The sequence below is a fragment of the Microseira wollei NIES-4236 genome (assembly GCF_020521235.1).
Classification (GTDB): domain Bacteria; phylum Cyanobacteriota; class Cyanobacteriia; order Cyanobacteriales; family Aerosakkonemataceae; genus Microseira; species Microseira wollei.
Map to the genome: position 1 here is coordinate 1 of NZ_BLAY01000190.1, position 18,565 is coordinate 18,565.

Annotated in this window: 24 protein-coding genes and 1 tRNA gene; 9 read left to right on the forward strand and 16 right to left on the reverse strand. The window is 48.9% G+C overall.

Translation table 11 applies throughout. The features are described 5' to 3' along the window. Positions 1–129: 129 nt before the first annotated feature. The 16 genes from rplR to rplC all read right to left on the reverse strand — a co-directional run bounded on the left by rplR (position 130) and on the right by rplC (position 8,418). The gene (rplR, locus tag MiSe_RS39900; RefSeq protein ID WP_226591208.1) at positions 130–492 is read right to left on the reverse strand and encodes a 50S ribosomal protein L18; all 363 of its coding nucleotides are present in this window, start codon (positions 490–492) and stop codon (positions 130–132) included. Between the two features lie 2 nt (positions 493–494). Further along, a complete protein-coding gene (gene rplF, locus MiSe_RS39905) occupies positions 495–1,034 on the reverse strand; it encodes a 50S ribosomal protein L6 (RefSeq protein ID WP_226591209.1) in 540 nt (179 codons plus the stop codon). A gap of 122 nt (positions 1,035–1,156) precedes the next feature. Further along, positions 1,157–1,558 (reverse strand): 30S ribosomal protein S8, encoded by a 402-nt coding sequence (rpsH, locus tag MiSe_RS39910; protein ID WP_226591212.1) that lies wholly within the window; start codon positions 1,556–1,558, stop codon positions 1,157–1,159. 10 nt (positions 1,559–1,568) lie between these two features. Further along, positions 1,569–2,114 carry a 50S ribosomal protein L5 gene (gene rplE, locus MiSe_RS39915; protein ID WP_226591215.1) on the reverse strand — a complete coding sequence of 182 codons (546 nt, stop codon included), beginning with the start codon at positions 2,112–2,114 and terminating at the stop codon, positions 1,569–1,571. A gap of 118 nt (positions 2,115–2,232) precedes the next feature. Further along, positions 2,233–2,592 (reverse strand): 50S ribosomal protein L24, encoded by a 360-nt coding sequence (rplX, locus tag MiSe_RS39920; protein WP_226591217.1) that lies wholly within the window; start codon positions 2,590–2,592, stop codon positions 2,233–2,235. Continuing rightward, a complete protein-coding gene (gene rplN / locus MiSe_RS39925; RefSeq protein ID WP_226591220.1) occupies positions 2,592–2,957 on the reverse strand; it encodes a 50S ribosomal protein L14 in 366 nt (121 codons plus the stop codon). Before rplN ends, rplX begins: the two co-directional genes overlap by 1 nt. A gap of 84 nt (positions 2,958–3,041) precedes the next feature. Beyond that, on the reverse strand, positions 3,042–3,293 hold the full coding sequence (rpsQ, locus tag MiSe_RS39930; RefSeq protein WP_226591222.1) for a 30S ribosomal protein S17: 252 nt from the start codon (positions 3,291–3,293) through the stop codon (positions 3,042–3,044). Positions 3,294–3,305: 12 nt separating this feature from the next. Next, positions 3,306–3,542 carry a 50S ribosomal protein L29 gene (gene rpmC, locus MiSe_RS39935; protein ID WP_226591225.1) on the reverse strand — a complete coding sequence of 79 codons (237 nt, stop codon included), beginning with the start codon at positions 3,540–3,542 and terminating at the stop codon, positions 3,306–3,308. A gap of 3 nt (positions 3,543–3,545) precedes the next feature. Continuing rightward, positions 3,546–3,965, reverse strand: a complete 420-nt coding sequence (gene rplP, locus MiSe_RS39940) for a 50S ribosomal protein L16 (protein WP_226591227.1) — start codon at positions 3,963–3,965, stop codon at positions 3,546–3,548. 105 nt (positions 3,966–4,070) lie between these two features. Further along, positions 4,071–4,802 carry a 30S ribosomal protein S3 gene (gene rpsC / locus MiSe_RS39945; RefSeq protein WP_226591230.1) on the reverse strand — a complete coding sequence of 244 codons (732 nt, stop codon included), beginning with the start codon at positions 4,800–4,802 and terminating at the stop codon, positions 4,071–4,073. A 99-nt stretch (positions 4,803–4,901) separates the two neighbouring features. Further along, on the reverse strand, positions 4,902–5,255 hold the full coding sequence (gene rplV / locus MiSe_RS39950) for a 50S ribosomal protein L22 (protein WP_226591233.1): 354 nt from the start codon (positions 5,253–5,255) through the stop codon (positions 4,902–4,904). Positions 5,256–5,364: 109 nt separating this feature from the next. Then, complete coding sequence (rpsS, locus tag MiSe_RS39955) at positions 5,365–5,643, reverse strand: 30S ribosomal protein S19 (protein ID WP_226591235.1); 279 nt, start codon at positions 5,641–5,643, stop codon at positions 5,365–5,367. Positions 5,644–5,783: 140 nt separating this feature from the next. After that, on the reverse strand, positions 5,784–6,647 hold the full coding sequence (gene rplB / locus MiSe_RS39960; protein WP_226591238.1) for a 50S ribosomal protein L2: 864 nt from the start codon (positions 6,645–6,647) through the stop codon (positions 5,784–5,786). A 96-nt stretch (positions 6,648–6,743) separates the two neighbouring features. Beyond that, positions 6,744–7,058, reverse strand: coding sequence for a 50S ribosomal protein L23 (locus MiSe_RS39965; protein WP_226591240.1), 315 nt, complete (start codon positions 7,056–7,058; stop codon positions 6,744–6,746). Beyond that, on the reverse strand, positions 7,051–7,686 hold the full coding sequence (gene rplD / locus MiSe_RS39970) for a 50S ribosomal protein L4 (protein WP_226591242.1): 636 nt from the start codon (positions 7,684–7,686) through the stop codon (positions 7,051–7,053). Before rplD ends, MiSe_RS39965 begins: the two co-directional genes overlap by 8 nt. A 96-nt stretch (positions 7,687–7,782) precedes the next feature. Then, the gene (gene rplC, locus MiSe_RS39975; RefSeq protein ID WP_226591244.1) at positions 7,783–8,418 is read right to left on the reverse strand and encodes a 50S ribosomal protein L3; all 636 of its coding nucleotides are present in this window, start codon (positions 8,416–8,418) and stop codon (positions 7,783–7,785) included. A 1,178-nt stretch (positions 8,419–9,596) separates the two neighbouring features. Between rplC and MiSe_RS39980 the strand changes: the two genes are divergently transcribed. The 9 genes from MiSe_RS39980 (at position 9,597) to MiSe_RS40020 (ending at position 18,289) form a co-directional block, all read left to right on the forward strand. After that, positions 9,597–10,073, forward strand: a complete 477-nt coding sequence (locus tag MiSe_RS39980) for an NAD(P)H-quinone oxidoreductase subunit N (protein ID WP_226591246.1) — start codon at positions 9,597–9,599, stop codon at positions 10,071–10,073. A gap of 234 nt (positions 10,074–10,307) precedes the next feature. Further along, positions 10,308–10,913 (forward strand): vWA domain-containing protein, encoded by a 606-nt coding sequence (locus tag MiSe_RS39985; protein ID WP_226591248.1) that lies wholly within the window; start codon positions 10,308–10,310, stop codon positions 10,911–10,913. Positions 10,914–10,933: 20 nt separating this feature from the next. Then, positions 10,934–11,557, forward strand: a complete 624-nt coding sequence (locus tag MiSe_RS39990; protein WP_226591251.1) for a salt stress protein, Slr1339 family — start codon at positions 10,934–10,936, stop codon at positions 11,555–11,557. A 323-nt stretch (positions 11,558–11,880) separates the two neighbouring features. Beyond that, the gene (locus MiSe_RS39995; protein ID WP_226591254.1) at positions 11,881–12,486 is read left to right on the forward strand and encodes a vWA domain-containing protein; all 606 of its coding nucleotides are present in this window, start codon (positions 11,881–11,883) and stop codon (positions 12,484–12,486) included. Between the two features lie 341 nt (positions 12,487–12,827). After that, the gene (locus MiSe_RS40000) at positions 12,828–13,430 is read left to right on the forward strand and encodes a vWA domain-containing protein (RefSeq protein WP_226591264.1); all 603 of its coding nucleotides are present in this window, start codon (positions 12,828–12,830) and stop codon (positions 13,428–13,430) included. A gap of 439 nt (positions 13,431–13,869) precedes the next feature. Continuing rightward, positions 13,870–15,123, forward strand: coding sequence for a circadian clock protein LdpA (gene ldpA / locus MiSe_RS40005; protein ID WP_226591256.1), 1,254 nt, complete (start codon positions 13,870–13,872; stop codon positions 15,121–15,123). A 126-nt stretch (positions 15,124–15,249) separates the two neighbouring features. After that, the gene (locus MiSe_RS40010; protein ID WP_444980614.1) at positions 15,250–17,046 is read left to right on the forward strand and encodes a R3H domain-containing nucleic acid-binding protein; all 1,797 of its coding nucleotides are present in this window, start codon (positions 15,250–15,252) and stop codon (positions 17,044–17,046) included. A gap of 196 nt (positions 17,047–17,242) precedes the next feature. Further along, positions 17,243–17,314 (forward strand) — tRNA-Gln (locus MiSe_RS40015). A 189-nt stretch (positions 17,315–17,503) separates the two neighbouring features. Continuing rightward, positions 17,504–18,289, forward strand: a complete 786-nt coding sequence (locus MiSe_RS40020) for an HAD family hydrolase (protein WP_226591262.1) — start codon at positions 17,504–17,506, stop codon at positions 18,287–18,289. Positions 18,290–18,565 lie beyond the last annotated feature (276 nt).

An 18,565-nucleotide genomic window follows, 5' to 3' on the forward strand; every position in this document is an offset into this window, starting at 1 on the left:
AAATTAGAATGCTAATTGCTAATTTTCTTGGGTTTATTAGCCATTAGCCATTAGCCATTAGCCAAATTAGAATGCTAATTGCTAATTTTCTTGGGTTTATTAGCCATTAGCCATTAGCCATTAGCCACATTAGAAGTCTAGTCCACCTTCGCGAGCCGCATCGGCGAGGGCTTTGATGCGACCGTGGTAAAGATTGCCACCTCGGTCAAATACAACCTTGGTAATGCCAGCTTCGAGGGATCGCTGGGCCACCAACTTGCCTACCTCATTAGCAGCAGACATATTAGCCCCAGAGGATAAACTGGATTTGAGGTTTTGCTCCAACGTGGAGGCAGCCACCAGGGTATGTTGCTTGGTATCATCTATTACCTGAGCATAAATATGCTCGTTGGAACGGAAGACTGCCAACCGAGGACGTTCTGGGGTGCCATTGACCCGGCGACGGATGCGTTCGTGCCGCCGCTGTCTTGATTCTTTGCGTGTTAGTTTCATTACTACTTCTTACCTGCCTTACCAGCTTTACGTCTGACAAATTCACCGGCGTAGCGAATGCCTTTGCCTTTATAGACTTCTGGCGGACGGACGGCGCGAATTCTAGCCGCCAAGTTCCCCACTATTTCTTTGTCAATGCCGTTGACGATGACGTTAGTGTTGTTTTCCACCGCCATCTGAACACCAGCGGGGGGTTCGATCCGGACTTCGTGGCTGTAACCTACAGTTAAAACGAGATTGCGACCGTCAACCCGCGCCCGGTAACCAACGCCCTGAATTTCCAGCCTCCTAGTAAAGCCAGCCGCAACCCCTTCGACCATGTTGGCAACTAGGGTGCGGCACAGACCGTGGAGTTGACGGGCGCTGCGGGAGTCATTCCGCCGCAAAACCTTGAGGGTTGCTCCTTCTTGTTCCAGAGCGATCGCATCTGGCAAAACTCTAGATAGTTCGCCCTTTGGCCCAGAAACGGCAATATTCTGACCATCAATTGCCACTTGTACCTTCGCGGGAACCGCGATCGGACGCTTACCAATCCGAGACATAACTCACCTGAATTGCTAATTGCTAATTGGTAATTGGTAATTGGTAGTTGGTAATTGCAGATTTGAGATTGCAGATTTAATTTAAAACCTAAAATCTAAAATCTAAAATTCCCGATTACCTATTACCAAATGTAGCAGAGGACTTCTCCTCCCAAACCTTGACGACGGGCTTCCCGGTCCGTCATGATACCGCTCGAAGTGGAGATGATGGCGATGCCAATGCCGCCGAGGACTCGCGGTAACTCCTTGCGATTCGAGTACACGCGCAGACCGGGCTTGCTGACTCGTTTCAGCGCCGTGATAATAGGCTGGCGATTTTTTCCCTTGTATTTTAAGGCCACCACCAAATTGCGCTTTACTCCTTCTCCATCTTCAGAATAATCAGCGATAAAGCCTTCATCTTTGAGGACTTTAGCAATGCTGCGGGTCATCTTAGTAGATGGAATTAAAGTTGTTTGATGCCGCGCTTGAGTCGCATTGCGAATGCGCGTTAACATATCTGCTATTGTGTCGTTCACCGCCATCTTTTTCTCCTTATTGATCCCGGAAAGGCATCCCCATTTCTTTCAGCAAGGCTCGGCCTTCTTCGTCAGTATTGGCAGTTGTGATGATGGAGATGTCCATGCCGCGAATTTGGTCAATTCTGTCGTATTCGATTTCGGGAAAAATCAACTGCTCTCTGATCCCCAAGCTGTAGTTACCGTGACCGTCGAAGCTTTTGGGGCTGATGCCGCGAAAGTCGCGAATGCGGGGCAGGGCTAGGTTAATCAGCCGGTCTAGAAAGGCGTACATGCGATCGCCCCGCAGGGTAACCATGATGCCCACAGGCATACCTTGGCGAATTTTGAAGCTGGCGATCGCTTTTTTCGCCCTCGTCACCACAGGTTTTTGACCGGCGATCGTGGCAATTTCGGTCAAAGACGATTCGAGTGCCTTAGCATTATTCGCCGCTTCTCCTAAGCCTCGGTTAATCGTAACCTTCACCAGCTTCGGCACTTGATGGATATTCTGGTATTTGAACTGCTCCATCAGCTTCGGGACAATCGTTTCTTGATACTGAGATTTGAGTCGTTGAGTCATCTTTAATCTTTATCTCCCCTGGGCGTGGTCAGGGATCTTGTGTAGTTGCTAATTTCAGATTTTAGATTTTAGATTTTAGATATTCTTTCAACCTACAATCCAAATCTAAAATCCGAAATTATTTGTCGATAATTTCACCAGTCTTCTTCAGCATCCGCACCTTTTTACCAGTTTCGGTAAAGGTATAGCAAACGCGACTGGCAACGTTTTGCTTGGTGGAATAAAGCATCACGTTCGAGCTATGGATAGGAAATTCCATCGTAGCAATACGACCCGATTCCCCTTCCTGCTTTGGTTTGACGTGCTTGGTTTTGATGTTCACCCCTTTAACGATTACTTTGCTGAGCTTGGGATAAACGCTGAGGATTTCACCAACCTTGCCTTTATCTTTGCCAGAAATAACCTGAACGGTGTCGCCTTTTTTGACGTGCATTTTGTACCGTTTAGGGGTATCAGAACCCTTACGAGTATTTGCCATTAGAGTACCTCCGGAGCGAGGGACACAATTTTGGTGTATTTATCGCGCAACTCCCGCGCCACGGGGCCAAAAACGCGGGTTCCCCTGGGGTTGCCATCGTTGTTGATAATGACCGCCGCATTATCGTCGAAGCGAATGCTCATACCGCTATCGCGACGGATATTTTTCTTAGTGCGAACGATGACCGCCTTCACCACATCTGACTTTTTCACCGCCATATTAGGAAGGGCGTCTTTAACAACAGCGATAATCACATCGCCGACAAAACCGTAGCGGCGGTTACCCGCTCCTAAGACCCGGATACACATTAATCTTCGGGCGCCGCTATTGTCTGCAACGTTGAGGTAAGTTTGAGGTTGAATCATAGCGCGTGGTAATTGGTAATTGGTAATTGCTAATTGCTAATTGCTAATTGCTAATTGGTTCTTCTTGCCATTAGCCATTAGCCATTAGCCATTACCCGTTGAACTGAGAATTTCTGCTACGACCCAGCGTTTGGTTTTGCTCAGAGGTCGGGTTTCCTGGATGCGGACGCGATCGCCCTCTTTGCACTTATTTTCTTCGTCGTGAGCTTTATACCGCTTTGTATTAACCATAATTTTCCCGTACTTGGGGTGGGGAGCGCGGTTTTCCACTGCCACCACTACGGTTTTATTCATCTTGTCGCTGACCACGAGGCCAACTCGTTCTTTAACTGCCATCGCTACCGATTCCTATGATTGTGCAACCGATTCTTGTGGGGAAGAGGCTTTAGCCTTTTGACGTTCGCCTTCTACAGTCATCAACTGCGCTAGCCGGTGTTTGGCGTGCCTGAACTGGTGGGGCTTTTCTAATTGGCGAGTTGCCTTTTGCAAGCGCAATTGAAATAGTTGCTGCTTGACGGCGAGAATTTGTTCTGCCAGTTCCTCATCGCTCAAATTTCTGGCGTCTTCGATTTTGGGGAGCGGCATAACTTATACAGTCTCCTCAGTGCGCATGATAAACTTCGTTTTGATTGGCAACTTGAACGCCGCCAAACGCATTGCTTCGCGGGCGATTTCTTCAGTCACGCCCGTAATTTCAAACAAAACCCTTCCTGGCTTAATCACTGCCACCCAGAATTCCGGCGAACCTTTACCAGAACCCATCCGGGTTTCTGCGGGGCGCATCGTTACGGGTTTGTCGGGGAAAATTCTAATCCAGATTTTGCCACCCCGGCGGATATAGCGGGTCATGGCACGACGGCTGGCTTCGATTTGACGGGAGGTAATCCAAGCTGGTTCTAAAGCTTGGAGGCCATATTCGCCAAAGTTGAGCGAACTGCCTCGCGTGGCTAAGCCGTTCATGCGCCCGCGCTGTTGTTTGCGGAATTTAGTTCTTTTAGGACTTAACATGGCTTGTCATTTGCTCATCGCTAATTGCTCATTGCTAATTGCTCATTGCTAATTGCTAATTGCTACTTTTTAGTTAACCGTTAGCTGTTAGCTATCAGCGATTAGCTATCCCTCGTTAGAACGGTCTTCAAATTGCTGCCGCCGTTTGCCAGAGCGACGACGAGGCGTTCCGGGAGCCGCAGATGGAGCGATTTCCTCCTGTCCCGGAATGATTTCGCCCTTGAAGATCCAAACTTTGATGCCAAGAATACCGTAAATGGTTTTGGCGGTGCGGTAAGCGTAGTCGATGTCTGCCCGTAAGGTGTGCAGCGGCACCCGACCTTCCCGCGTCCACTCGGTGCGAGCGATTTCTGCCCCGTTCAGCCGACCGGAAACTTGCACTTTAATCCCCTGTACGCCCGCTCTCTGGGCGCGTTGAATCGCCTGACGGACGACGCGGCGGAAGGAAACCCGGCGCTCTAGTTGTTGCGCGATGTATTCGGCAATCAAGCCAGCATCTGCATCGACGCGAGCCACTTCTACAACGTTAATCCGGATCTGGCGTTGACCGCCGAGTTTTTCTTGGAGTCCCGTTCTCAGGGTTTCAATCCCCGTCCCGCCCCGACCGACGACAACCCCTGGTCGCGCGGTGCGAATTTCTAAGTCGATTTGATCTGCTTTGCGCTCAATCCGCACGGCGGCAATCCCGGCATTACTCAGGTTTTTTTCGACGTAATTGCGGATTTTGTGGTCTTCTTGCAAGATTTCGGGGTAGCGCTCTGGACTGGCGAACCAACGAGACTGGTGTTCTTGAGTAATGCCCAGGCGAAACCCGACTGGATTAATTTTTTGTCCCACGAATGCGTCCTCAATATAATTTTAGATTTTGGATTTTAGATTTTAGATTGGATGGAATTGTTAATAGCAATCTGAAATCTAAAATTTGCAATCCTTTGATTATTCTTCCGCTTCAGCAACGGCGATGGTAATGTGGCAAGTTGGCTTGCGGATCTGGTAAGCGCGGCCTTGCGCCCTGGGGCGGAAACGCTTTAAGCTTGGCCCGCCATCGGCGTAGGCTTGACTGATGATCAGTTTGGCTGGGTCTTTCCCGGCGTTATGCTCGGCGTTAGCCACTGCGGATCTCAGCACGGTGAGGATAGGTTCGCAAGCCCGGTAGGGCATAAATTCGAGAACGATCAGCGCTTCCCGATAGGAACGCCCGCGAATTTGGTCGAGTACCCGACGCACCTTAAACGGGGACATGCGGATGTAGCGCGCGATCGCTTTAATTTCTTTCGTATCGGTAGCCATAAGTTTCTCCTTCTGCTAATTGCTAATTGCTAATTGCTAATTGTTCTGACTGGCTATTAGCCATTAGCCTCGTTCCCACAGCTTCTGCCTGGGAACGCCATTAGCCATTTTATCGACGGGCTTTTTTATCGCCTTTGGCGTGACCCCGGAAGGTGCGAGTCGGGGCAAATTCGCCCAATTTGTGTCCGACCATCTGCTCGGAAATAAAGATCGGCACGTGAGTGCGACCGTTGTGGATAGCGATGGTGTGACCTACCATTTGCGGCAATACCGTTGAAGCCCGCGACCAAGTTTTGATCACTTCTTTTCTGCTTTGAGCATTCAATTTTTCAATTTTGCTCATCAGACTATCGGCGACGAACGGCCCTTTTTTAAGAGAACGACCCATAGGATTTTGGATTTTGGATGCGTGGATTTTCACTGGTTAGATTTTCGATTTTGGATTAAACAGTTTTTCGTCTTAAACTCTTGGCATTTTTTGACTTGTAAAAGTCAAATCCAATTCTTCAATCCAAAATCTAAAATCTATTAGGATTCCCGACCGCCACGGCCCCGCTTGGAGGCTTTACGACGACGGCGGACGATCAACTTATTGCTTGGTTTGTTTGGTTTACGGGTTTTGGCTCCCAAGGTTGGCTTACCCCAAGGCGTGACGGGGCTGCTTCTACCGATGGGGGCGCACCCTTCTCCACCGCCGTGGGGGTGATCGACTGGGTTCATGACGCTACCTCTGACGTGGGGGCGACGTCCTTTCCAACGAGTCCGCCCCGCCTTACCCAAACTCAGGTTTCTGGCGTCGATGTTGCCCACTTGACCGATGGTGGCGTAGCACTCGCGGCGTATCATGCGGACTTCCCCAGAGGGCAGTCTGAGGGTGACGTAGTTGCCTTCTTTGGCGACAACCTGAGCGCTAGCACCGGCAGCGCGAACGATTTGTCCGCCTCGACCGATCTTTAACTCCACGTTATGCACCTGAGTACCCAAAGGAATGTTGCCCAGGGGCAAGGCGTTGCCGTCTTCTATGGGAGCATCGGGGCCGGATATAATCGTTGTCCCGACTTTCAAGCCGTTGGGATGCAAAATATAGCGCTTTTCGCCATCTTTGTAGAAAAGCAGGGCGATGCGAGCGTTGCGGTTGGGGTCGTACTCGATCGCTGCTACTTTGGCAGGGATGTTGTGCTTGTCGCGGCGAAAATCGATGATGCGGTAAAGGCGCTTGTGTCCGCCACCTTGGTGACGGCTGGTAATAACGCCTCGGTTGTTGCGACCTTTGGCGCGGTGAACTGACTTGACAAGCGATTTTTCTGGTTCGCTTTTGGTAATTTCACTAAAGTCGGAAACGACCGCTTGCCGCGTACTGGGCGTATAGGGTCGATAAGAACGTGTGCCCATAACAATGTCTGCTTTTTCGATGGGTGAATTAAACGCCGTTCGCTGCAAGATTTCAGATTTCAGATTTTGAATTTGAAATTAGAAATCTCAACTCGATTACACTTCAGGGAACAAGACCTTTCTGATTATTTCTGCGTCTGATTCTGCCAAGGTGACAACTGCTCTTTTGTATTGCGGCTTGTACCCCAGGAATTTACCAACCCGACGTTTTTTCCGAGGTGGGTTTTGGGTATTAACCGCTACAACTTTCACCTTAAACAGTTGCTCGATCGCCGCTTTAATTTGCGGTTTACTTGCCTTTGGCACCACTTCAAACGTGTATTTGTTTTGCTCCATGAGCATGGTGGCTTTTTCGGTCAAGATGGGGCGACGGATCAAGTCTGGCAGCGTGCGCGGATCTAATTTATTCACCGTAGACCTCCTGAATTTTTGCCATAGCAGCGGCTGTGGTGACGATTTTGTCGGCATTGAGCAGATCGAACACATTCAAATGCGTGGCTTGTATCATTTTTAGATTGCCGATATTGCGAGCCGACAAATATACTGTCTCGCTTGCCTCGTGCAGGATTAACAATACTTTGGCCTCGGGTTCTACGCCCCAGCGCGCGATTGCACTTGCCAATTCTTTTGTTTTTGGGCGAGGCAGCTTTTCCCCAAACTCCTCCACTACAATCAAATCTGCCTCTCGGCTAATCAGCGCCGTCCTCAATGCTAACCGCCGTTCCTTGCGGTTCATTTTGATGTTAAACTCTCTCGGTTTTGGCCCAAAGATAACGCCGCCGCCCCGCCATAATGGCGAACGAATCGACCCGGCACGGGCGCGCCCCGTTCCTTTTTGCCGCCAAGGTTTGCGACCCCCACCTCTAACTTCCGAGCGAGTTTTGGTGCTGGCATTTCCCTGGCGCGCATTATGCATTTGGCGGACTAATGCCCGGTGGACAATATGTGCCGCGTTTTCTTCTTTTGCTACCTTCAACTCCAGGCTGACTTGCTGCCCGGTTTCTTGCCCGTCCCAGTTTCGTACTACGCAGTTAACCATATTTTTCCCCAGTCCTGTTACCACTGCTTGGATCGGAGGATTGGGGCTTTTGCATCAGCCCCACGATCTCAAATCCACAGCTCTCAACTCTAAAATTTAACGACCCACTTTTTTGGCTGGTTTAATGCTGAGCAAAGCACCTGGTTTACCAGGAACCGCGCCTTTAATCAGCAGCAAATTGCGTTCGGTATCGACCCGCACAATCGTCAGCTTGCGAATCGTCACTTGCGACCCGCCCAAACGACCTGCCATCCGCTTACCGGGATAAACCCGCCCTGGTGTGGTTCCCGCACCCGTGGAACCGGGCAAGCGGTGATTTTTGGAACCGTGCGCCATTGGTCCGCGTTTAAAGTTGTGGCGTTTCTGATATCCGGCAAACCCTTTACCGATACTCGTCCCGGTCACGTCTACGATTTGACCAGGGGTAAAAATATCTGCTGTTATTGCCTGACTCAGCTGGTACTCCCCCGTATTTTCTATACGGTACTCGTGCAGGTGACGCACGGGCATAGTATTTGACTTCGCCAGGTGTCCCAGTTCCGGCTTTGTCAGCGCCTTGGGCTTCACTTCGCCGTAGCCAACTTGGATTGCCCCATAACCATCGGTTTGAGGCGTCTTGATTTGTGTAATCGGGCATGGGCCAGCTTGAACGACGGTGACAGGGATAGCTCTCCCTTTGTCGTCAAATATTTGGGTCATGCCCAGTTTGGTGCCGAGGATACCGATAGACACAGTACCTGGTCTCTCCTTTTTTACTCACTACAATCAATCGGATGCGGATATTCCGCGCTTCCGCTTATTTATATAAGATGGGCAGCTTTTACCACCCTCAGTTTTTCCCACACCTTAACTACCCCCAACGGGAGTAACTCAGGTCAGAAAACTTTTTTGCGGGAATGTCAGAAGACTAATCTTTTAACTACTTACCGCTGGACTGGCTCCAATCGCCGGTTTTACCCTTTTGGAGACGGCTCCAGCCGACAAGCACATCCCTGCTTTTTCAGACGCTAAAATCCTTGCGCTGGCAAGGTTTTTAGTTAGCTAATCTTGAAGCTGTGAGAAGGCCAAGCACTAGCTGGGGGCATTTCCTGGCACCAGGACTTAAACAGCTTGCTGCTTAGTATCCCTTTTAGGCCAGATTGACATGTGGCTATTTGGTTGACTTGACAGCTTCCCTCACATTTGGTTTAAACTGCTGGCTCTTAACAGGAGCAGGAATAAAATATTCTTGCTCAACCTATCTGGTCTATGCCCAGATTTTAGAGCCTTCAAATTTTAGCATCGCTCTCTGCCGAGAACGACGAGCGATCAAATTTTAGCCACAATCAATCAATATAGCCGATTTGTTTAAGTTTGTCTAGTGCGTGACAGATTTTTTCTATCGCGTTGGGTTCTGGCGGGGGTACGTTCCCGACTACAATAGCGTTATATGTAACGTTTTCCTAAGCCATCTGGCTGCAAGTAGTAAAACTTTAGGCGGGATATGAGCTTGACTAAATAGCCAAATACTTTACTAAAGTTAATCATAATTATTTATAGCGATAATTAATATTGACATTGTTGTAATTTTATGGTATATTTACCAAGAATGCCGAAAACCAAGGCTGAAAATCTTCTGGTTGGCAAACCAGTAGCTGCGCTGCAAAACTAGCCAGCCTATAAAAAGGTGGAACGGGAGACCACGATTCGTTAAATTGGCTGAAAATAACGGTTGAACAATGGCTAAAAGCTGCAAAAACAATTGTTAGATCGCCTGGAAAAAATAGGGTGGGCTACACGCGAATCTCCTAGTGGACAAGTTGGAGCAGACTCCCTTGATTGAAGCAGGAAGCAGACCCTCTAGAAAGTACTTATAGTTGAATGTTAAACTTTAGATAAGTTTAGCAAAGTTTTGTGTAGCACGCAAAAATATGGCACTGATCGCAACTGGCAACCAATTGCTCCGGGATCTGGAAAAGTCGGGCGCTTTAGGCGTCTACGTGCCTTTAGAGGGAGGGTTTGAAGGTCGCTACCAGCGGCGGCTGCGGGCAGCAGGTTATACTGCTTTGAACATCACCGCCAGAGGACTGGGGGATGTGGGGATGTATTTAACCGGGGTTCACGGGGTACGCCCGCCCCATTTGGGTAAAAAAAGCCTTGGCACCGGCGCAGCAGTTGGGTATGTTTACTACGTGCCGCCGATTGTGAATACTCAACTGGAACAACTGCCACCCAAGTCTAAGGGTTTGCTGCTTTGGATAATTGAGGGCAATATTCTTTCCCGTCAGGAAGTTGAGTATCTGGCGAGTTTGCCCCAGATGGAGCCAAAAGTCAAAGTCGTGGTAGAAATGGGAGGCGATCGCTTCTTCCGCTGGATGCCCCTTAAAGATACTTTGGCTGCAGCTTAGGTTGGCAATTGAAAGCAGGGGAGATGGGGAGATGGGGAGATGGGGAGATGGGGAGATGGGGAGATGGGGAGAATGTAAATTCAAATTCCCCTGGACCTCTACCCACCTGCCCACCTGCACACCTGCCCACCTGCCCACCTGCACACCTGCCCACCTGCCCACCTGCACAACTGCCCCATCTCCTCTCAGTTTTGATACCTTGGAATAAAGACTGAGCTAATAGGGAATACTCCGATGCTGGAAAACCGAGATTATACTTTAATTATCGACAAAAGCGGCAGTATGTCGGTAAAAGACCAGCCGGGTGGCAAAAGCCGTTGGGAAGTTATGCAAGAGTCAACCGTAGCTTTAGCTAGCAAGTGCGAAGAACTTGACCCGGATGGCATCACGGTTTACTTATTTTCAGGTCGCTTTAAACGCTACGACAATGTGACCTCTGGCAAAGTATCGCAAATCTTCGCAGAAAATGAGCCTTCTGGTCGTACTGACTTGGCAGGTGTGCTTCAAGATGCTACCAACAGTTACTTTCACCGCAAAGCCACCCAGCAGGCAAAGGCGAATGGAGAAACTATTTTAGTTGTCACCGATGGCGAACCGGATGACCGCAAAGCCGTGATGAAAGTAATTATAGAAGCGTCTCGCCGCCTGGATAAAGATGAAGAACTGGCAATTTCCTTCGTTCAAATTGGCACTGACGCCCAAGCAACCAAGTTTCTCAAGATTTTGGATGATGAATTGCAAAGTGCTGGTGCTAAATTTGACATCGTTGACACTGTGACGATGGATGACATGGAAGAAATGACACTGCGAGAAGTGTTACTCAATGCAATTGTTGATTAAATGGTTAGAGTATGGAATCTATGGATGATTTATTAGCTCAGCTTAAAGCTGAGTATGAGGAAAAAGATAATCCTAAAAAACCGCCAAAACAGCAGCCGTTGCCGATAGAATCAAGTACAGAAATTACCGTCGTACCGACCGATCAAACTCAGGTGTCGCCAACAACAAGTTTCCTCTCGCGCTCTGAGTCACAACTATTAGCAGACATTAAATCAGAGTTTGAAGCACAGGAAAAAGCAGAAGCATTGACAAGACAGCAACAGTCGCAAGCAGAAAAACGGCGACTAAAATCAAGTCCACAACTTCCCGTTTTACCAAATCATCAAACTCAGCTGTCGCGAACAACAACTTTCCTCTCGCGGTCTGAAGAACAATTATTAACTGACCTCAAATCAGAGTTTCAAGAGCAGGAAAAAGCAGAAGCGCTGAAAAGACAGCAACAGTTGCAAGAAGAACAGCGGCGACAAGAACAAATTAAGCAACAACAAAAGCAAGCATTAATTCAGGAAGCTGAGCAGTGGTTGAAAAAGTTAAAGCCGCGTTCAGAGGAAGGGTTATGGTTTGAAGAGTTTGCTTATGGTTATCCTTCTAAATTAGAGGCGGCAATTGATTATTTGCAAGCTTTGAAGGAAGTTCAATCTTGACAAATTATATCAAATCCGGTGGCAGGGTAATTGGGAATTGGTAATTGGTAATTGGTAATTGCCCCTACACTGAGTAATTACTGTACAACCGGAAACTATATTATCTGTAATTTAGTTAATATGCTCGCCCCGGTTTCTGGTTTTTTGAGGGGCATTTTGCGGTAAGTAGATGCAGATAAGGCAACAGAAACCCGGTTTCTGTAAGAAACCGGGTTTCTGCGATCGCTTAGATAAAAAATTAATTTTTCTTAATATAAACAACCCATAATCTGAAAATTCGTATACTCTGGAGATAGAAACGATTACAAATGGGGTAATGTTTTATGGTAGAAAACCGCGATTACACATTAATTATTGACAAAAGTGGCAGTATGTCAACCCCAGACCAACCGGGCAGTAGAACTCGCTGGGATACTGCCCAAGAGTCTACCTTAGCGGTAGCGAGAAAATGCGAACAGTTCGATCCAGATGGAATTACGGTTTACTTGTTTTCCGGTCGCTTTAGACGCTATGACAATGTAACTTCCAGTAAGGTGGCGCAAATATTTCAAGAAAACGACCCTTCTGGCACGACTAACTTAGCCGCTGTACTCAAGGATGCTACTGATAGCTATTTTCAACGCAAGGCGGCGGGTCAAACTAAGGAAAATGGCGAGACAATTTTGGTGGTGACAGATGGGGAACCCGATGACCGCAAAGCAGTAATGCGAGTGATTATTGAAGCATCACGCCAGATGGAAAGAGATGAAGAACTGGCGATTGCTTTTATCCAAGTGGGCGGCGATCCTCAAGCAACCAAGTTTCTCAAAGTTTTGGATGATGAGTTACAAGGTGCTGGGGCAAAGTTTGATATTTGCGACACCGTAACCCTGGATGATATGGAGGGCATGACCCTAGCTGAAGTGCTGTTGAAGGCTATTACGGACTAGCAGGGAGAGGGTGAAGCAAGGAGATAAAATTTAGGGTGGCAGGCAAAAATTGTCTCTCTCAGGACTTACGCAAGGGCGTTCGTATCACCAAAGTTTCAAGCTGCTTCCGCGAGTGGGGAAGGGAGGCATATCTCTAGTTTCCACCCGACGACGCGAGGATCGTATCACCAAAGTTTCAAGCTGCTTCCGCGAGTGGGTCGGGTGTGCATATCTCTAGTTTCCACCCGACGATTTTTCAGAGAAACTTTGGTTTTGCGTAAGTCCTGTCTCTCTTGCTTTGCCCCTACATAGAATTTTGGTAAAGGTGGAAAATTAATTGCAGGCAGGAAACAAATATGGGTATGGAAGACCGGGATTACACGTTAATTATTGACAAAAGTGGCAGCATGTCAACTCCAGATCAACCCGGTGGGAGAAGTCGCTGGGATGCTGCACAAGAGTCTACTTTGGCATTGGCGAGAAAATGCGAACAGTTTGACTCCGATGGTATTACTGTTTATCTGTTTTCCAGCCGATTTAGACGCTACGATAATGTCACTTCTAGTACGGTCGTGCAAATTTTCCAAGAAAACGATCCGGCGGGGAGTACTAATTTAGCGGCGGTGCTGCAAGATGCTACCAATCGCTATTTTGAGCGTAAAGCAGCCGGTAAAACGAAGGCGGGTGGCGAGATAATTTTAGTTATTACCGATGGGGAACCTGACGATCGCAAAGGGGTAATGCGAGTAATTATTGAAGCATCTCGCCGGATGGATAGAGATGAGGAACTGGGAATTTCTATGATTCAAGTCGGTGCGGATGCAACGGCGAGTCGGTTTTTGAAGGCGTTGGATGATGAACTGCAAGGCGCTGGTGCTAAGTTTGATATCTGCGATACAGTCACGATTGACGATATGGCAGATATGACGCTGGCGGAAGTTTTGATCAATGCGATCGCTGACTAATAACTCAAGTTGCTAGTTCTCTCATGCATAGCGGCTAATAGCTAATGGCTAATGTCAGGAAAAATGCTATATTAGTAAGCTGATCTCCCAATTAGCAATTAGCAATTAGCAATTAGCAATTAGCAATTAGCAATTAGCAATTAGCAAAGGGCAGGGGGCATAGGTTGCTTCATGCCTCTCCCTCCCCTGCAAAAAAAGCAAAGATTTGTTACTTTCGATTGATTTTTTCCTACGTGGACTTACGCAAACATAAAATACAGACGCTACCTGTAAGGGTAGGGTGGGAAGCCAAACTCTACGGATGGAGATTTTGCGTCAGTCCCGTGACTATTTTCCGCTTCAAAAAAATTTTCTCCATCCCCTTGCTTTATTTGCCCGGTCATAGCACATTGGTAATCATGCATCGCCAATTGTTTGAGGAACGTTTTAGCATATAAGGGTGACCAATCTGCACTTTCCCTTACATTCCTTAAGGGAGGGTCACTGGTTTAAGCTGATCTGCGGAGCCAGCTTCCAACACCTCCCTGCTGTTAGGAATCTAACTTTGGCCTATACCCTGGCAGGCGCTGACTGCATCGACGTTGCCGCAGATCCTGCTGTGATTGCGGCGGCGCAAGCAGCGCTACAAGTGGCGGGCGAGTTGGCTTCTGAGGCACAGAGGCGAGGATTTGGCTTCAAGAGTTTGCCTTGGCTGATGGTCAGCCTCAATGATGGTGAAGATCCTCATTTTCGCAAAGCAGAGTTTAATCCCACCCTATGTCCGGCGGACTGTCCCCGTCCTTGCGAAAAGATTTGTCCGGCAGACGCGATACGGCTGACGCCACGCTACGCGAACGCTTTCCATCTCCCCGGTAATAATTCTGGGGTGATCGATTCGCGCTGTTACGGGTGTGGCAGGTGTATTCCCGTATGTCCATACGATTTGATTTATACTCGTTCTTACGTATCGACGCCGGATGCGATCGCAAAACAAGTAGTGCCAACGGGAATCGACGCGGTAGAAATTCATACCCAGGTGGGGAGAAAGGCCGATTTTGAAAGATTGTGGCGTGCGATCGCGCCCAATCTCCACCGCCTGAAGCTGATCGCCGTTAGCTGTCCCGATGGGGAAGGATTAATTGAATACTTGAGGTCGCTTTACGAATTAATGGAACCTCTGCCTATTCCTCTCGTCTGGCAAACAGACGGACGCCCGATGAGTGGCGATATTGGTGCAGGCACTACCCACGCGGCGATCAAATTAGGTCAAAAAGTTCTATCCGCAGGATTACCCGGATATGTGCAATTAGCAGGAGGCACTAACAGCCACACGGTTATCAAGCTTAAGGCTGTAGGCTTGCTCAATCCAAGTTTGGGTAATGGGAAAGAAGACACGGGGACGCGGGGATGGGGGGACGGGGGGAATTTTCCAGTGACCTCTGATTCTCCTATGCCCGTCCCATGCCCCATGCCGGATGCCTACATTGCAGGAGTTGCCTATGGCAGCTACGCCCGCGTGCTTTTGTCACCCGTTCTAGACCTGTTAGAAAAAACCGCTATGAACGAAGACTGTCTCAGTCCACCCGATAACCAAACTGCGATGAATGCGCGCTTAGAAGACAACAGAGATCTTCTTTGGCAAGCTGTTGCTTACGCTCATTCCCTTGTTTCGCAACTTAAGTTACCCCAAGTTTCTTCAAACCTTCCTCTGTGAAGTAGGATTGTATTATGAATGTATTATTTCACCCCGATAGCTCCTCGCCCATGCTCTCCCTTGCCAAAACTTGAAGTTTCGTTGACCCATTAACCTTTTGTAACAACCTTGTTGATGCCAATAAATATGATGAGTCCTCACGGTACGACGCCTCCTGAAAACAAGCTGACTTTGGTTCAATCTTCAGTCCCTGTCGAAAACGTCGCCGTAGGAAGGACTTCAATTACAGACGATTTGAACAAATTGCTGGATATTTTGCCAGCAGAAATCCGCCAGCCCTTGGAAAAACACCACTTGCTCAACCGTTTAGTGGAAGTGGTGATGGATTTAGGCCGACGCCCAGAAGCCCGCTTCCCAGGGAAAACAGAATACCTGTCCGAGAAACCAGTTTCCCGCGAAGATTTGAATTATAGCATCCAACGGGTGGGAAATTTTAGCGGCGATAACCGCGCAGGCATCGAACAAACTTTGCACCGGATCAGCGCCATTCGCAATCGCAGCGGGGAAATTATTGGCTTAACCTGCCGCATTGGGCGAGCCGTTTTCGGAACGATTGGTATGATTCGCGACTTAGTAGAAACCGGCAAGTCGATTCTGATGCTGGGGCGTCCGGGTGTTGGAAAAACAACGGCTCTGCGAGAAATTGCCCGCGTTTTGGCAGATGAACTGGAAAAACGGGTGGTAATAATCGACACCTCCAATGAAATTGCGGGAGATGGTGACATTCCCCACCCGGCGATTGGTCGCGCCCGCCGGATGCAAGTCGCTCGTCCCGAACTCCAGCATCAAGTGATGATCGAGGCGGTGGAAAACCACATGCCGGAAGTGATCGTGATTGACGAAATCGGCACGGAACTAGAAGCGGCAGCTGCACGGACTATCGCCGAACGGGGCGTACAATTGGTCGGTACTGCCCACGGCAACCAAATTGAAAACCTGATAAAAAACCCAACTTTATCCGATTTGGTGGGCGGGATTCAAGCCGTGACTTTGGGGGATGAAGAAGCGCGCCGCCGGGGTTCGCAGAAAACGGTTTTGGAACGCAAAGCACCGCCGACGTTTGAGATAGCCGTAGAAATGCAAGAACGGCAGCGCTGGACGGTTCACGAGAGCGTTGCCGAGACGGTGGATACCCTGCTGCGGGGACTAACTCCTTCGCCGCAAATCAGAAGTGTAAGCGAAACTGGCGAGGTGAAAATTACCCGCGAGACAAAGAGCGCCCCAGTCGTAACTGCTGCGGTAACGTCATTGCGCCCGACGGGATGGCGCGCTTCCGGACAGATGACGCCGGTCAACAAAACCGCAGAACCAGAGCGATTTTCCCAGACGAATGATTTTGAGCGCTTGCTGAATGCCTCGACGTATCAGTTGAATGCTTTTGGTAAAAACGTAAGTGCTTCTGGACCGAATGGGGAAGATTTGCCGCTGCACATCTATCCTTACGGCGTCGGTCGGCATCAGCTGGACCAAGTGATCGAGATGTTGAAGTTGCCGGTAGTGCTAACCAAAGATATCGATGGTGCGGATGCGGTTTTGGCGGTGCGGACCCAGGTAAAAAATCATTCCAAACTGCGGCACATCGCTAAAGCGCGTCATATTCCCATCCACGCGATTAAGTCTGGCAGCATCCCTGAGATTACCCACGCCTTGCAGCGGATGTTGAATATGGACGATATCGCTATGCCGGAAACCCTCGATCTGCGGTTGTTTACCAAGAACGGCAGCGATGACGAACTGGAAGCTTTAGAAGAAGCTCGTTTGGCGGTCGAGCAAATCGTGATTCCCAAAAAGCAGCCGGTGGAGTTGTTGCCTCGTTGTGCCAACGTGCGGAAAATGCAACACGAACTGGTAGAGCATTACCGCCTGCGCTCGACCAGTTTCGGCGATGAACCGAATCGACGCCTGAGGATTTATCCAGCTTAAGGGAGCGGGTGTGCGGGTGTGTGGGTGAGCAGGTGCGCGGGTGTGCATGGGAAAATATAGATTCAAATTCCCCTCTGCTCACCTGCCCATCTGCCCACTTGCCCATCTGCCCACCTGCCCCCCTCTCCCCGATCTTCTGTAAAAATGCTTGACAAAATCCCTTAAGACACTGTTAATATAATAGAGGCGAACGCGATGGGGTGTCGCCAAGTGGTAAGGCATCTGGTTTTGGTCCAGACATTCCGAGGTTCGAATCCTTGCACCCCAGTTAAAAAAATAGATAGTGCTAATGGCTAATGGCTAATTGCTAATGGCTAGCTTGATTGGCAGCCTACCTCACTGTTAGGAAAGGGATCGTGGGAAGTATAGTTATCTGGAAGGCTGACGCGCTGGATACTTCACAGGCGGCAAGAATCTGCGATAACTAAGCTAAATCGATTCGAGAACAAGAAACAGCATGAGTGCGATCGCTCCTACAATTCTGGCTTTGGACTTTGATGGTGTAATTTGTGACGGTCTGATTGAGTATTTTCAGACTGCTTGGGGTACTTACTGTCAAATTTGGTCGCCTTCTAGTGAAACGCCGCCTCTGGATTTAGCGCCAAAGTTCTATCGCCTGCGACCTGTGATCGAAGTTGGTTGGGAAATGCCGGTGCTAATTCGGGCGCTGCTGCTGGGAGTGGCAGAGGAAAAGATGTGGCAAGATTGGGCGGGGATAAGCGAGCAAGTTGTCGGGGAGGAAGGTTTGCAGGCGGCGGATATTGGGGCGAAACTGGATCGGTTTCGGGATGAGTGGATTGAGCGGGATTTGGCGGGGTGGCTGAGTTTGCATCGATTTTATCCGGGTGTGGTGGAGAGATTGGGAAGTCTCCCCACCTCTGGTGTAAAACCGTACATTATCACCACTAAAGAAGGGCGCTTCGTGCAGCAATTGTTGCAGCAGGAAAATATAGACATGCCTTCTGGATCGATATTTGGTAAAGAGTGTAAGCGTCCGAAACACCAGATTCTGCGAGAATTAATTGCGGCTTCTGATGGAGAACCCGTTAGTATTTGGTTTATAGAAGACCGATTGAAAACTTTGCAATCGGTGGCAAAGCAGCCAGATTTAGATGATGTGAGACTTTATCTGGCTGACTGGGGTTATAATACGCAGGCTCACCATGAATTAGTGCGGGATAATCCTAGAATTGGGTTGTTGTCTTTATCTCAGTTTGCTGAAGATTTTTTTAATTGGGTTTAATATAGCGGGGCAGGCGGGACGCCCACCCCACAAGAGAGTGATGTTTCTTGTGGGGTAGGCATCTTGCCTGCCCACCTCACCCACAAGAGTGTAATTTTTCTTGTGGGGTAGGCATCTTGCCTGCCCACCTCACCCACAAGAGAGTGATGTTTCTTGTGGGGTAGGCATCTTGCCTGCCCACCTCACCCACAAGAGAGTGATGTTTCTTGTGGGGTAGGCATCTTGCCTGCCCACCTCACCCACAAGAGAGTGATGTTTCTTGTGGGGTAGGCATCT

Coding starts and splice junctions, on each gene's coding strand:
- rplR (WP_226591208.1), bottom strand. CDS start 492: ATGAAACTAACACGCAAAGAATCAAGACAGCGGCGGCACGAACGCATC.
- rplF (WP_226591209.1), bottom strand. CDS start 1,034: ATGTCTCGGATTGGTAAGCGTCCGATCGCGGTTCCCGCGAAGGTACAA.
- rpsH (WP_226591212.1), bottom strand. CDS start 1,558: ATGGCGGTGAACGACACAATAGCAGATATGTTAACGCGCATTCGCAAT.
- rplE (WP_226591215.1), bottom strand. CDS start 2,114: ATGACTCAACGACTCAAATCTCAGTATCAAGAAACGATTGTCCCGAAG.
- rplX (WP_226591217.1), bottom strand. CDS start 2,592: ATGGCAAATACTCGTAAGGGTTCTGATACCCCTAAACGGTACAAAATG.
- rplN (WP_226591220.1), bottom strand. CDS start 2,957: ATGATTCAACCTCAAACTTACCTCAACGTTGCAGACAATAGCGGCGCC.
- rpsQ (WP_226591222.1), bottom strand. CDS start 3,293: ATGGCAGTTAAAGAACGAGTTGGCCTCGTGGTCAGCGACAAGATGAAT.
- rpmC (WP_226591225.1), bottom strand. CDS start 3,542: ATGCCGCTCCCCAAAATCGAAGACGCCAGAAATTTGAGCGATGAGGAA.
- rplP (WP_226591227.1), bottom strand. CDS start 3,965: ATGTTAAGTCCTAAAAGAACTAAATTCCGCAAACAACAGCGCGGGCGC.
- rplV (WP_226591233.1), bottom strand. CDS start 5,255: ATGGCTACCGATACGAAAGAAATTAAAGCGATCGCGCGCTACATCCGC.
- rpsS (WP_226591235.1), bottom strand. CDS start 5,643: ATGGGTCGTTCTCTTAAAAAAGGGCCGTTCGTCGCCGATAGTCTGATG.
- rplB (WP_226591238.1), bottom strand. CDS start 6,647: ATGGGCACACGTTCTTATCGACCCTATACGCCCAGTACGCGGCAAGCG.
- rplD (WP_226591242.1), bottom strand. CDS start 7,686: ATGGTTAACTGCGTAGTACGAAACTGGGACGGGCAAGAAACCGGGCAG.
- MiSe_RS39980 (WP_226591246.1), top strand. CDS start 9,597: ATGGCACTGATCGCAACTGGCAACCAATTGCTCCGGGATCTGGAAAAG.
- MiSe_RS39985 (WP_226591248.1), top strand. CDS start 10,308: ATGCTGGAAAACCGAGATTATACTTTAATTATCGACAAAAGCGGCAGT.
- MiSe_RS39990 (WP_226591251.1), top strand. CDS start 10,934: ATGGATGATTTATTAGCTCAGCTTAAAGCTGAGTATGAGGAAAAAGAT.
- MiSe_RS39995 (WP_226591254.1), top strand. CDS start 11,881: ATGGTAGAAAACCGCGATTACACATTAATTATTGACAAAAGTGGCAGT.
- MiSe_RS40000 (WP_226591264.1), top strand. CDS start 12,828: ATGGAAGACCGGGATTACACGTTAATTATTGACAAAAGTGGCAGCATG.
- MiSe_RS40010 (WP_444980614.1), top strand. CDS start 15,250: ATGATGAGTCCTCACGGTACGACGCCTCCTGAAAACAAGCTGACTTTG.
- MiSe_RS40020 (WP_226591262.1), top strand. CDS start 17,504: ATGAGTGCGATCGCTCCTACAATTCTGGCTTTGGACTTTGATGGTGTA.